We start from the raw sequence: 12509 nt of genomic DNA on the forward strand, positions 1-12509 counted from the left end.
CCCCTCCCACAGGGACAAGCGGTGCTTTTAAGGGGTCAGTGCACGACCCAACTGAGCAGCCACAGGCCCAGCATCAACCAGATAATCCCCATGATCACCGACGCCCGCATGAACGCACGTACCGCCGAGTACAACAACATCAGACCGATGATCAACGTGAGGATGCTGATGATCGACGTGTCCATGCCCAACGTGCGTGACAGACCTTCGATAAAGTTGCCACCGGCATGGGTCAGGGCACCGAACAGTCCGCTGAGGCCGTCGACGATAAACCGGATGACGGAACCGAGCGCCTGGCCCAACCATTCGAAAAAGCTTTCTACCTGCATGTGTGTGTCCTGATCAGAGGGTGGGCGTGTCTGTGCCTTTGGTTGTTATTGCGACGGGCTAGTTCCCTACAAGCATAGAGGTTTGCTCGTTTGAATTTGCGTTTAGTTGTGCGCCGGACCCTGGCTAGCCTGCTGCTAGTGATTGCCCTGCTGTGGCTGGCCGACCGCATCTGGCCCTTGCCCCTGCCTCAGGACGACCTGGCGCGGGTAGTGCTGGCCGAGGATGGCACGCCGTTGTGGCGGTTTGCCGATGCCAATGGCGTGTGGCGTTACCCCGTGCAAACCAGCGAGGTCTCGCCGTACTACCTGGACGCGCTGCTCACCTATGAAGACCGCTGGTTTTACCAGCACCCCGGCGTAAACCCGCTGGCGCTGGCCCGTGCGACCTGGCAGAACCTCACCGGCGCGAGGGTGGTGTCGGGTGGCAGCACCTTGTCGATGCAGGTGGCGCGCTTGCTCGATCCGCACCCGCGCACCTTCCTTGGCAAGCTGCGCCAGCTGTGGCGCACCGCGCAATTGGAGTGGCACTTGTCCAAGGCACAGATTCTCAACCTGTACCTGAACCGCGCCCCGTTTGGCGGCACCTTGCAGGGCGTTGCGGCGGCCAGTTGGGCCTACCTGGGCAAGTCCCCGGCGCAACTGACCCATGCCGAAGCCGCCTTGCTCGCGGTGTTGCCCCAGGCGCCGAGCCGCTTGCGCCCGGACCGTCACCCGCAGCGCGCCCAGGCCGCCCGGGACAAAGTGCTGCGCCGCTTGGGCGAGTTCCAGGTATGGCCGCAACCGGCCGTGGATGAAGCCCTGGAAGAACCGCTGTTGCTCGCCCCGCGCCTGGAGCCGAGCCTTGCCCCGCTGCTCGCGCGCCGCCTGAACCGCCCCGACAGCCCGCCGCTGATTCGCACCACCGTGGACGCTACCCTGCAACGCCGCCTCGAAGACCTGCTGTTGGGCTGGCGTGCGCGGTTGCCGGAACACACCTCCGCCGCCATCCTGGTGGTCGAGGAAGAGAGCATGGCCGTGCGCGCTTACCTGGGCTCGGTGGATATCAGCGACGCCAAACGTTTCGGCCATGTGGATATGATCAGCGCGCTGCGCTCGCCTGGTTCCACCTTGAAACCCTTTCTGTACGGCATGGCGCTGGATGAAGGGTTGATTCACTCCGAATCGCTGTTGCAGGACGTACCCCGGCGTTACGGGGACTACCGGCCGGGCAACTTCTCCATGGGCTTTACCGGCGCGGTGCCGGCGAGTACGGCGTTGTCCAGTTCACTCAACCTGCCGGCGGTGCAGTTGCTGGAGGCTTACGGGCCCAAGCGCTTTGCCGCGCAGATGCGCATCGGCGGTGTGCCGTTGGTATTGCCGGCGTTGGCCGAGCCCAATCTGGCCTTGATCCTCGGCGGTGCGGGCAGTCGGCTGGAAGACCTGGTGAGCGGCTATAGCGCCTTCGCCCGCGACGGCAAGAGCGCGACCCTGCGATTTCAACCGGATGACACGCTTAGAGAACGGCCGTTACTGTCGCCAGGGTCGGCCTGGATTGTGCGGCGGATCCTCAGTGGCCAGGCGCGACCGGACCGCGATCCGCGTGCCGAGCTGGTACAGCGCCCGGTGCTGGCCTGGAAAACCGGCACCAGCTATGGCTTTCGCGATGCCTGGGCAATTGGCGTGGGGCCGCGCTATTTGATCGGCGTATGGATCGGCCGACCGGACGGCACGCCGGTGCCGGGTCAGTTCGGCCTGGCTTCGGCGGCGCCGCTGATGTTGCAGGTGCACGACGTGCTGACCAACCGCGACAGTCAGCGCGGCATCAGCGCCCCCGTGAAACCGGTGCCGGCCAATGTCGGCGTGGCGGCGATCTGCTGGCCGCTGGGCCAGCCCATGAGCCGCAGCGATCCCAATTGCCGGCGCCAACGCTTCGCCTGGACGCTGGACAACACCACGCCGCCGACCTTGCAAGCGTTGGACCAACCGCTGAGCGTGGGGTTGATGGACAGTGTCTGGGTCAATGCCAAGGGGCTGCGGGTGGATGCCCATTGCCCAGGCGCGGTGGCCCGGAATATCGCCTTGTGGCCGGCGCCACTGGAACCCTGGCTGCCCAGGGCGGAGCGCCGGGAGGCGCGCATCCCGCGGCCGACCCGGACTGCCCGCCGCCGGCCTTGGCGGCCTCTTCGCCGCTGTCGATTGTCGGTATCCGCGAAGGCGACCAGCTACGCCTGCCCGCCGGCAGCCAGCAAGTCCTGCGCCTGAAACTCTCCGCCCTGGGCGGCAGCGGCCGACGCTGGTGGTTTCTCAACGGTGAGCCGCTGGGGGACAGTGCCAATCAGGACTTCATCAATACCAGTTTCGAGCGGTTGGGGCGTTATCAGCTCAGTGTCCTTGATGAGGCTGGCCAAACAGCACGCCTGGAATTCAGTGTTGTTGATTAAATCGCCGATAGGGGCCTGAAGGTCACTACAAGTGATTCACTTGCCTTCAAGGCGCATCCCCCCGAAGCTACACACCTTCAGGAGCCCAGCATGAACCTCGAACACCTCACCGAACGCCTGCACCGCATCCGCGATACCAACGATTGGAAGCAGTTCCACAGCCCGAAAAACCTGGCCATGGCCGCCAGTGTGGAAATGGCCGAACTGGTGGAAATCTTCCAATGGCTGACCGAAGACCAATCGCGCCAGTTGCCTGCCGATAAACTCGCCCACGCCGGGCAGGAAGTCGGCGATATCGTGCTGTACCTGCTGTTGCTGTGCAGCGAGCTGGGCCTGGACATGAACGAAGTGGTGCGCGCCAAACTGGCCGACAGCGAACGGCGGTTTGCCCATGAGTGATCGCCATTTCGACCTGTTGGCCACGCGCTTTGCCGAGAAGATCTACGGTGGCGCCAAGGGCGCGATTCGCCTGGCGGTGTTGCAGGCCGATCTGGCCGAAGCGCTGCCGGATCGCCCCTTGCGCGTGCTGGATATTGGCGCAGGCCTGGGGCATATGTCGCTGTGGCTGGCCGAGCGCGGGCACCAGGTGACTCTGGCCGAACCCGCCGAGCCGATGCTCGACGGCGCGCGCCAGCGGTTTGCCGAAGCCGGGCAGACCGCGACCTTTATCCATGCGCCCTGGCAGGACTTGCTCGGCCAACTCACCGAACCCTACGATCTGGTGCTGTGCCACGCCGTGCTGGAATGGCTGGCCGAACCCCATGCAATCCTGCCGGTGCTGCATCAGTTGACGGTGCCCGGCGGCTGGCTGTCCCTGGCGTTCTACAACCGCGATGCGCTGATTTACCGCAATCTGCTCAAAGGCCACTTCCGCAAAATGCGCAAGAACGATATGGCCGGCGAGAAGCAAAGCCTCACCCCGCAACAACCCCTTGACCCACGCGAATTGGCGGCGCAACTCCAGGGACTGTGGCAGGTCGAAAGCCAAAGTGGGGTGCGGGTGTTCCACGACTATATGCCGGTGGAATTCCAGGCCCGCGCCAATCTTCAGGACCTTATAGAGATGGAACTCGCTCACCGTCGTCACCCAAGCTTTGCCGGACTTGGGCGTTATTTGCACTGGATCTGCCGTCCGGTTTAAGCGGCCTAGTCTGCGGAGGTCGAAATGCGTCGTCTCTGTTTGATCCTGTTATCCCTCGGCCTGGGCGCTTGCTCAAGCCCCAATCCCTATGTCGCAGCCTCGGCCCCGATGCCGCCGGCACCGGTCCAGGCAGCCAGCACCTTTGATGCCAGCGCCTACCCGGCGCCGGTGCGCGATTACGGCGCCTATCGCAATTGGGCCTGGCGCAACGGCCAGTTGCCGGCGGGCACGGCGTGGGCGGATTCGGCGCAAATCGCCGAAGCGGTCAGCGGTGCCCTCGACCAGCGCGGCTTGCGTCCGTTGCATGACACACGCGCGCCCGATCTGTTGGTGAGCGCCGATGTGCGGCTGGAGAAGCGCCTCAGACAAGTCCAGGACGACTACGGCTACGGCGGCTATAACCGCTATGGCAACGGCTACGGCATGTACAACTCGGCGCCGATCGTGCGCACCTATGAGGTGACGGTGGCCGTGGTGCGGGTCAATCTGTTTGACGCGCGCACTGGCCAGCCGGTGTGGAGCACCAGCGCTGAAACCGCCAGCCAGGGCAGCCTCGGCGAACGCGCGGATGCACTGCGCCAGGCGGTGCAAAAGGCGATGGCGGCGTATCCTCCGCGTTAACCGCTATTCTCATTTAAAGGCTGGGTCGTTTTGGAGATCATCATGTTTCGTCGCATCGCTATGCTTGCCGTTGTCGTGCTGCTGGGCGGTTGTCAGACCAGCCAGGTCAACCACGATTTTGATGCCAGCCGAGATTTCGGCGCCTACCGCAGTTGGGCCTGGAAAGACCCGGCGTTGCAATACCGCCCCGATGATCCGCGTATCAGGAGTGACCTTACCGAACAACGCATCCGCCAGGCCGTTGGCGAACAACTCGACCAGCGCGGCCTGCGCCCGGCGGCGGCCGGCACCCGGGCTGACGTGAACGTGCAGGCCTACCTGATCGTCGAAGACCGTCAGCAACAAGTCACCACCAACTACGGCGGCGCCTGGGGCGGCCCGTGGAACGGCTACTGGGGCGCGCCGATGTACAACGAAACGCGCAACATCACTTATAAGGTCGCCACCCTGCAGATCGACCTGCTCGACGGCAAGGACGGCAAACTGGTGTGGCGCGGCAGCGACGAACAACTGATGAGCAGCACGCCCAACCCCGAGGATCGCAGCAACGCCATTCGCACCACGGTCGCCCGGATTCTCTCTGCCTATCCTCCACACTGAAGCTCACTGCAAAACCTCTGTGGGAGGGGGCTCTGTCAGTCATTCATGGGCTGATTGGCCGCCATTGACCGACCATATGTTCAATATCGCCCGCGCCTTTCAAGCACAAATCACCACTGGAACCCGCAGCGCTGGCGAACAACACCACGTCGCCGGGCAGGCGCACCGGCTTCTTGAATTCGACCGCTATTTCGAGATTGGCGGCGGGCAGATGCTCAGCCAGGGCGGCGAGCGTGCGCGCCTTGTTCCACAGCCCATGGGCGATGGCCTGGGGGAAACCGAACAATTTTGCGCTCAGGGCGCTGAGGTGAATCGGGTTGTAATCGCCCGAGACACGCGCATAACGGCGGCCGATGTCGGCGGGGGCGCTCCAGCGGGCCAGTTCGCTGACCTGAGCAGGTATGGCGTGCGTGCCAGCCATTGTTTCGCCCTCGAGCTTCACACCTCGGCACAGCATGCGACTCTCGGCTTCCCACAGCGGGCCGAGGGAATCTTCAACGGTGGTCACCAGGTCAAAGGTCGCGCCCTTGGCGTGAGGCAGCAGGTTTTGCGCGTGCACGCCAACGGACAGGTCACTGACGCTGCCCATCGGCCGATGAATGCGGATCCGGTTGTTCAGGTGGACCAACCCCAACAGGGGAAAGGGGAAGCGCGGGTCGGTGAGCAGTTTCATCTGCAAACCGAACGCCAGAATGTGCGGGTAAGTGGGTGGCAACATAGGGCTGTCGATAAACCCGCAGACCTTGCGATAGGCCGCCACGTCCCTGGGATTGACGCTGACCCTGCAGCGCAAGCCCTGTTCCGGCAAGGTGCTGCCAGTGATCTTGCGTTTGAGCGCCGCGCGCCAATACAGCGGCGGCAGAAACGGGGTATTGCCCAAGGTTTGCCAATGCATGCTTATGCTCCCAGCAGACTTTGCCCACACACCCGCAGCGCTTGCCCGCTGACCGCACCGGAGCCCGGCTGAGCCAGCCACGCCACGGCCTCGGCGACGTCCTGCGGCACACCGCCCTGGCCCAGCGAACTCATGCGCCGCCCGGCCTCACGCAGCGCGAATGGAATGTGCGCGGTCATCTGCGTTTCGATAAAGCCTGGGGCCACGGCGTTGATACTGATCCCGCGTTCCGCCAGCAGCGGTGCCCATGCCTGGGCCAGGCCAATCAAGCCCGCCTTGCTCGCGGCATAGTTGGTTTGCCCACGGTTACCGGCGATGCCGCTGATGGACGCGAGCAGCACCACGCGGGCGTTGTCGTGCAGGGCGCCACTGTCGAGCAGGGCCTGGGTCAGCACTTGGGGGGCGCTGAGGTTCACCGCCAGCACCGCGTCCCAGTATTCCGGCGTCATGTTGGCCAAGGTCTTGTCGCGAGTGATCCCGGCGTTGTGCACCAGGATGTCCAGGCCATCGGGCAGGTGTTCGATCAATTGGCCGGCGGCGTCTTCGGCGCAGATATCCAGCGGCACCGTGCGCGCCCCCAGTCGCGCGGCCAACGCTTCGAGATCGGCCTTGGCCTGGGGCACATCCAGCAGGATGACCTCGGCGCCATCGCGGGCCAGGGTTTCGGCGATGGACGCGCCGATGCCACGGGCCGCACCGGTAACCAGTGCTTTGCGACCCGCCAACGGGCGAGTCCAGTCCTCGACGGGCGTAGCGCAGGCCTGCAGGCGAATCACTTGGCCAGAGACGTACGCGCTTTTTGGCGAGAGAAAGAAGCGCAGCGCGCCTTCCAACTGGTCTTCGGCGCCGTCGCCGACATAGAGCAATTGCAACACCCCACCGTGGCGCAGCTCCTTGGCCAGCGAGCGGCTGAAGCCTTCGAGGGCGCGCTGGGCGCTGGCGGCAAACGGATCGTCGAGGCTTTCCGGAGCGCGGCCGAGGATCACCAGGTGCGCGCTGTTATCCAGGTTCTTCAGCAGCGGTTGGAAGAACTCGCGCAGTTGCTTGAGTTGGTCGGTGTGCTGCAGGTGGCTGGCGTCGAACACCACGGCCTTGAGCTTGGGACCGTGCCCGGGAATCCATGTCGACGTCTCGGTGCCATAGCTGTAAATGGCATCGGTGAGTTTGTTGGCAAACGCTGCACCCGGTTTACCAGCGCGCCGCCGCCCAGCAGCAGCGCACCGTCCACCGGGCGCAGGCGGCCTGCCTGCCAGCGTTCCAGGCGTACCGGTGACGGCAGGCCAAGGGCGGCGACCAGACGATGGCCGAGGCTTGAATTGGCGAAGTCGATATAACGGTCAGACATGGAACGCTCTCCGAAGGCTGGGGTTCAAAGGGTTGACCATCCCAGGGTAGCAGTCGTTCGACTAGGCTCAGTGATCAGGTCCATAACAGACAAAGGGAGCTTTCCATGACTCAATTGCGCCGTGTGGCGATCATTGGCGGTAACCGCATTCCGTTCGCCCGCTCCAATGGCCCCTATGCCACGGCGAGCAACCAGGCGATGCTGACGGCGGCGCTGGAGGGCCTGATCGAACGCTACAACCTGCACGGCCTGCGCATGGGCGAAGTGGCCGCCGGCGCCGTGCTCAAGCACTCGCGTGACTTCAACCTCACTCGCGAATGCGTGTTGGGCTCGCGCCTGTCGCCGCAAACCCCGGCCTATGACATTCAGCAGGCGTGCGGCACCGGGCTGGAAGCGGCGTTGCTGGTGGCCAACAAGATTGCGTTAGGCCAGATCGAATGCGGCATTGCGGGCGGGGTGGACACCACGTCCGACGCGCCGATCGGCGTGAATGAAGGGCTGCGCAAGATTCTGCTGCAGGCCAATCGCAGCAAATCCATGGCGGATAAATTAAAACTCCTGTTACAGCTTCGTCCCCATCACCTCAAGCCCGAACTGCCGCGCAACGGCGAGCCGCGCACCGGGTTGTCCATGGGCCAGCATTGTGAATTGATGGCGCAGACCTGGCAGATCCCGCGTGCCGAGCAGGACCAGCTTGCACTTGAGAGTCACCAGAAAATGGCCGCGTCCTACGCTGAGGGCTGGCACAACGATTTGCTCACACCGTTCCTGGGCCTGACCCGTGACAACAACCTGCGTCCCGACCTGACCCTGGAAAAACTCGCCGCGCTCAAACCCGCGTTCGAACGCAGTGAAAAGGGCACCCTCACCGCCGGCAACTCCACGCCGCTCACCGATGGTGCATCCCTGGTGCTGCTGGGCAGCGAAGCCTGGGCCAAGGCGCGTGGTTTGCCGATCCTGGCCTATCTGCGTGATGGCGAAGCGGCGGCGGTGGATTTCGTCAACGGTGCCGAAGGCCTGCTGATGGCGCCGGTGTACGCCGTGCCGCGCCTGCTGGCGAGGAATGGTCTGACGCTGCAGGACTTCGATTACTACGAGATTCATGAAGCCTTCGCTGCCCAAGTGTTGTGCACGCTCAAGGCATGGGAAGATGCGGACTACTGCAAGACCCGCCTGGGGCTGGACGCGCCGCTGGGTGCCATTGATCGCAGCCGCTTGAATGTGAAGGGCAGTTCCCTGGCCGCCGGGCATCCTTTCGCGGCCACGGGTGGGCGTATCGTCGCCAGTCTGGCCAAGCTGCTGGACGTGGCGGGCAAAGGGCGCGGGTTGATTTCGATCTGCGCCGCCGGTGGGCAGGGCGTCACGGCAATCATTGAGCGTGATTACCCGTGAAACTGGCATATAGGATGCATTCTTGAGTGGTCAAAGGTCGGTCGCCTCTCCCCCCGGCGGGCCGATTGCCGTATAACGAGTGCCATACGCGTATTTGGTAATAAAGGACCCACAATAAAAGCTGATGAAGACTCCTAAACGCATTGAGCCCTTGATCGAGGACGGTCTGGTCGACGAAGTGCTGCGCCCACTCATGAGTGGTAAAGAAGCAGCTGTTTATGTGGTGCGCTGCGGCAACGAACTGCGTTGCGCCAAGGTTTACAAGGAGGCGAACAAACGAAGTTTTCGTCAGGCGTCCGAATACCAGGAAGGCCGCAAGGTCCGCAACAGCCGTCAGGCCCGGGCCATGGCCAAGGGTTCCAAGTTCGGCAAGAAAGAAACCGAGGATGCCTGGCAGAACGCTGAAGTCGCGGCGTTGTTCCGCCTGGCGGGTGCGGGCGTTCGCGTGCCCAAGCCCTACGATTTCCTGGAAGGCGTGCTGCTGATGGAGCTGGTGGCCGACGAGTACGGCGATGCAGCGCCGCGTCTGAATGACGTGACATTGGACCCGGACCAGGCGCGCGAATACCACGCCTTCCTGATTTCCCAGATCGTGCTGATGCTGTGTACCGGCCTGGTGCACGGTGACTTGTCCGAGTTCAACGTGCTGCTCACGCCCACTGGCCCGGTGATCATCGACCTGCCCCAGGCGGTGGATGCGGCCGGCAACAACCACGCGTTCAGCATGCTGGAGCGGGATGTGGGCAACATGGCCTCCTACTTCGGGCGTTTTGCCCCGGAGTTGAAGAAGACCAAGTACGCCAAGGAAATGTGGGCACTGTACGAAGCCGGCACCTTGCACCCGGCCAGCATCTTGACCGGCGAGTTCGATGAGCCGGAAGAATTGGCGGACGTGGGCGGTGTGATCCGCGAGATCGAAGCGGCGCGTTTGGATGAAGAGCGTCGTCAGGCGATTCGGGCTGCGGATGATGCGCCGGCGAGCAAAGCGTCCGAAGAGCCACCGCCTCCGCCTTGGATGCAGTGATCTCCCAGCAAATGGAGATCTGAAAGATGTGGGTGGGGCGGTGCGACGATTCGACTTGTCCCTCCCACATTGGGTTTTGTGTGGTCAGTTACACCCCTCAGGCGCAGCAGCTTCCAGACGCCAACTCTTTGAGAATCGGGCAATCCGGTCGATCATCGCCGTGGCAGTGTTCCACCAGGTCCTGCAACGTGTCGCGCAGTTGCCCCAGTTCCACAATTTTCTGATTCAACTCCTCGATATGCTGGCGCGCCAAGGCTTTCACATCGGCGCTGGCCCGTTGCCGGTCCTGCCACAGGGTCAGCAGTTTGCCGACCTCTTCCAATGAAAAGCCCAGATCCCGCGAGCGCTTGATAAACGCCAGGGTGTGCAGGTCCTCCGCGCCGTACACGCGGTAACCGCTGTCGGTACGGTGGGCGGCCTTGAGCAGGCCTATGGACTCGTAGTAGCGAATCATCTTTGCACTCAGCCCGCTCTGTCGGGCGGCTTGGCCGATGTTCATGGGCGTTGATCCTCCAGGTCCTTGGGCTTCCAGGTTTTGAGCAGCAATGCATTGCTCACCACGCTGACGCTGGACAAGGCCATGGCCGCGCCCGCGAGTACTGGGTTGAGCAGGCCGAACGCGGCCAGGGGAATGCCGATCAAGTTATACACAAAGGCCCAGAACAGGTTCTGGCGGATCTTTGCGTAGGTTTTGCGGCTGATCTCCAGCGCGGCGGGTACCAGGCGAGGGTCGCCGCGCATCAGGGTGATCCCGGCCGCGTGCATGGCCACATCGGTGCCGCCGCCCATGGCGATGCCGATATCGGCGGCGGCCAGGGCCGGGGCGTCGTTGATGCCGTCGCCGACCATGGCCACCACAGCGGTTTTTTTCAGTTCGGCGACGGTGGCGGCTTTGTCGGCGGGCAGTACTTCGGCGTGTACATCGTCGATGCCCAGCGCCTGCGCGACCACTCGGGCGCTGCCGCGATTATCGCCGGTGAGCAAGTGGCTGCTGATATTGCGTGCCTTGAGTTGAGTCACCGCTTGCAGCGCGCCGGGCTTGAGGGTGTCGCCAAAGGCGAACAGCCCCAGCACCTTGGGCTGCGCGCCTTGTTCAAGCAGCCACGACAGGGTGCGGCCTTCGGCCTCCCAGTCTTGGGCGCGGGTAGCCAGGTCGCCGGCGCTCAAGCCGCTCTCTTGCAACAAGCGGTGGTTGCCCAGGGCCAGTCGCCGGCCGTCGAGGGTGCCGGCGATGCCGCGTCCGGTCAGGGATTGGCTGGCGCTCACATCCGCGACCGTCAGCCCTCGTTCGTCGCAGGCGTCCAGCACTGCCTTGGCCAACGGGTGTTCGCTGCCGCGTTGCAGCGCGCCGGCCTGTTGCAGCAGCAGGGCTTCATTGCCATCCACTGCGGCCAAATGGGCGATTTTCGGTGCGCCGGAGGTGAGGGTGCCGGTCTTGTCGAACACCACGGCGCTCACTTCATGGGCACGTTCCAGAGCTTCGGCGTCCTTGATCAGGATGCCGTAGCGGGCGGCGACGCCGGTGCCGGCCATGATCGCAGTCGGGGTGGCCAGCCCAAGGGCGCAAGGGCAGGCGATCACCAGGACCGCCACGGCATTGATGATCGCGGTTTCCAGCGGGGCGCCGTACAGCCACCAGCCCACCAGGGTGATCAATGCCAGCACCAGCACCGCCGGTACGAACACCTGGCTGACTTTATCCACCAGTTTCTGAATCGGCGCCTTGGCGGCCTGGGCGTCTTCCACCAGACGAATGATCCGCGCCAATACGCTTTCGGCACCCAGCGCGGTGGTGCGCACCAGCAGGCGACCATCGCCATTGATGGCGCCGCCAGTGACCTTATCGCCGGGTTGTTTGGGCACCGGCAGGCTTTCGCCGCTGATCAACGCCTCGTCGGCGTGGCTTTGACCTTCGATCACTTCACCGTCCACCGGGAAGCGTTCGCCGGGCTTGACCAATACCCGGTCATCCAGCTTCAGTGCGCTGATGGCAACCTCTTCTTCGTGACCGTCCTGCACGCGAATCGCGCGTTCAGGACGCAGAGCTTCCAGCGCACGGATAGCGCTGGCGGTCTGGCGTTTGGCGCGGCTTTCCAGGTATTTACCCAGCAGCACCAGGGCAATCACCACGGCCGAGGCTTCAAAGTACAGGTGCGGCATGCTGTCGGTGGGGGCGGTGAGCCATTCATAGATACTCAGGCCGTAACCGGCGCTGGTGCCGATGGCCACCAGCAAGTCCATATTGCCGGCACCGGCGCGTACGGCTTTCCAGGCCGCTGTATAAAAGCGCGCACCGAAGATGAATTGCACGGGAGTGGCCAGGGCGAATTGCACCCAGGCGGGCAACATCCAATGCACGCCGAAGGGTTGCACCAGCATCGGCAATACCAGCGGCAATGCCAGCGCAATGGCCAGCAACAGCGCCCAGCGCTCGCGGTGCAGTCGCTGGGCCTGGTGGGCGTCGGTAACGGTTTCGCTTTGGGGCAGGGTGGCGGTGTAGCCGGCTTTGTCGACGGCAGCGATCAACACCGCGGGGTCCATCTGGCCGAGTACTTCAACATGGGCGCGTTCGTTGGCCAGGTTGACGCTGACGCTTTGCACCCCCGGCACCTTGCCCAATGCGCGCTCGACACGCCCGGCACAGCTGGCGCAGGTCATGCCGCTGATGGGCAGGTCAAAGGTGGTGGATCCATTCATGGGGCGGTCCTCCAGAAGAAGTTGCGCCTAGGATCAACCTTGACC

The 12509-nt window shown here is 63.8% G+C and carries 10 protein-coding genes and 2 pseudogenes; 7 read left to right on the forward strand and 5 right to left on the reverse strand.

Going from position 1 to position 12509, the window contains the following annotated elements; translation table 11 throughout:
• Window positions 1-35 precede the first annotated feature (35 nt).
• Window positions 36-329 (reverse strand): hypothetical protein, encoded by a 294-nt coding sequence (locus tag JWR98_RS18160; protein ID WP_078731389.1) that lies wholly within the window; start codon window positions 327-329, stop codon window positions 36-38.
• A gap of 90 nt (window positions 330-419) precedes the next feature.
• Between JWR98_RS18160 and pbpC the strand changes: the two are divergent.
• The 5 genes and pseudogenes from pbpC (at window position 420) to JWR98_RS18185 (ending at window position 5111) form a co-directional block, all read left to right on the forward strand.
• Window positions 420-2749 (forward strand): annotated as a pseudogene (gene pbpC, locus JWR98_RS18165) (peptidoglycan glycosyltransferase PbpC).
• A 90-nt stretch (window positions 2750-2839) separates the two neighbouring features.
• Window positions 2840-3148, forward strand: a complete 309-nt coding sequence (locus tag JWR98_RS18170; RefSeq protein ID WP_003188211.1) for a MazG-like family protein — start codon at window positions 2840-2842, stop codon at window positions 3146-3148.
• Window positions 3141-3890, forward strand: coding sequence for a methyltransferase (locus tag JWR98_RS18175; RefSeq protein ID WP_078731391.1), 750 nt, complete (start codon window positions 3141-3143; stop codon window positions 3888-3890). Before JWR98_RS18170 ends, JWR98_RS18175 begins: the two co-directional genes overlap by 8 nt.
• Before the next feature lie 24 nt (window positions 3891-3914).
• The gene (locus JWR98_RS18180; protein WP_078731392.1) at window positions 3915-4511 is read left to right on the forward strand and encodes a DUF4136 domain-containing protein; all 597 of its coding nucleotides are present in this window, start codon (window positions 3915-3917) and stop codon (window positions 4509-4511) included.
• Window positions 4512-4553: 42 nt separating this feature from the next.
• Window positions 4554-5111 carry a DUF4136 domain-containing protein gene (locus JWR98_RS18185; RefSeq protein ID WP_205490726.1) on the forward strand — a complete coding sequence of 186 codons (558 nt, stop codon included), beginning with the start codon at window positions 4554-4556 and terminating at the stop codon, window positions 5109-5111.
• A gap of 43 nt (window positions 5112-5154) precedes the next feature.
• Here the strand turns inward: JWR98_RS18185 and JWR98_RS18190 are convergent, their stop codons facing one another.
• Both JWR98_RS18190 and JWR98_RS18195 read right to left on the reverse strand, forming a co-directional pair.
• On the reverse strand, window positions 5155-6006 hold the full coding sequence (locus tag JWR98_RS18190) for a MaoC family dehydratase (protein ID WP_078731394.1): 852 nt from the start codon (window positions 6004-6006) through the stop codon (window positions 5155-5157).
• Between the two features lie 2 nt (window positions 6007-6008).
• A pseudogene (locus JWR98_RS18195) lies at window positions 6009-7351 on the reverse strand (3-oxoacyl-ACP reductase).
• 105 nt (window positions 7352-7456) lie between these two features.
• On the opposite strand from JWR98_RS18195, the gene JWR98_RS18200 reads away from it, so the two are divergent.
• The gene (locus tag JWR98_RS18200) at window positions 7457-8743 is read left to right on the forward strand and encodes an acetyl-CoA C-acetyltransferase (protein WP_205490728.1); all 1287 of its coding nucleotides are present in this window, start codon (window positions 7457-7459) and stop codon (window positions 8741-8743) included.
• Window positions 8744-8867: 124 nt separating this feature from the next.
• Window positions 8868-9767 carry a PA4780 family RIO1-like protein kinase gene (locus JWR98_RS18205; protein WP_078731397.1) on the forward strand — a complete coding sequence of 300 codons (900 nt, stop codon included), beginning with the start codon at window positions 8868-8870 and terminating at the stop codon, window positions 9765-9767.
• A 97-nt stretch (window positions 9768-9864) separates the two neighbouring features.
• Here the strand turns inward: JWR98_RS18205 and cueR are convergent, their stop codons facing one another.
• Together cueR and JWR98_RS18215 are read right to left on the reverse strand one after the other, a co-directional pair.
• On the reverse strand, window positions 9865-10266 hold the full coding sequence (gene cueR / locus JWR98_RS18210; RefSeq protein ID WP_078731398.1) for a Cu(I)-responsive transcriptional regulator: 402 nt from the start codon (window positions 10264-10266) through the stop codon (window positions 9865-9867).
• Entirely contained in the window at window positions 10263-12464 is a 2202-nt protein-coding gene (locus JWR98_RS18215) for a heavy metal translocating P-type ATPase (protein WP_078731399.1), read from the reverse strand. Before JWR98_RS18215 ends, cueR begins: the two co-directional genes overlap by 4 nt.
• Between the last annotated feature and the right edge of the window lie 45 nt (window positions 12465-12509).

Source organism: Pseudomonas lactucae (genome assembly GCF_016937615.1).
Classification (GTDB): Bacteria; Pseudomonadota; Gammaproteobacteria; order Pseudomonadales; family Pseudomonadaceae; genus Aquipseudomonas; species Aquipseudomonas lactucae.

Coding starts and splice junctions, on each gene's coding strand:
- JWR98_RS18205 (WP_078731397.1), top strand. CDS start 8,868: ATGAAGACTCCTAAACGCATTGAGCCCTTGATCGAGGACGGTCTGGTC.
- JWR98_RS18215 (WP_078731399.1), bottom strand. CDS start 12,464: ATGAATGGATCCACCACCTTTGACCTGCCCATCAGCGGCATGACCTGC.
- JWR98_RS18175 (WP_078731391.1), top strand. CDS start 3,141: ATGAGTGATCGCCATTTCGACCTGTTGGCCACGCGCTTTGCCGAGAAG.
- JWR98_RS18200 (WP_205490728.1), top strand. CDS start 7,457: ATGACTCAATTGCGCCGTGTGGCGATCATTGGCGGTAACCGCATTCCG.
- JWR98_RS18180 (WP_078731392.1), top strand. CDS start 3,915: ATGCGTCGTCTCTGTTTGATCCTGTTATCCCTCGGCCTGGGCGCTTGC.
- JWR98_RS18185 (WP_205490726.1), top strand. CDS start 4,554: ATGTTTCGTCGCATCGCTATGCTTGCCGTTGTCGTGCTGCTGGGCGGT.
- cueR (WP_078731398.1), bottom strand. CDS start 10,266: ATGAACATCGGCCAAGCCGCCCGACAGAGCGGGCTGAGTGCAAAGATG.
- JWR98_RS18190 (WP_078731394.1), bottom strand. CDS start 6,006: ATGCATTGGCAAACCTTGGGCAATACCCCGTTTCTGCCGCCGCTGTAT.
- JWR98_RS18160 (WP_078731389.1), bottom strand. CDS start 329: ATGCAGGTAGAAAGCTTTTTCGAATGGTTGGGCCAGGCGCTCGGTTCC.
- JWR98_RS18170 (WP_003188211.1), top strand. CDS start 2,840: ATGAACCTCGAACACCTCACCGAACGCCTGCACCGCATCCGCGATACC.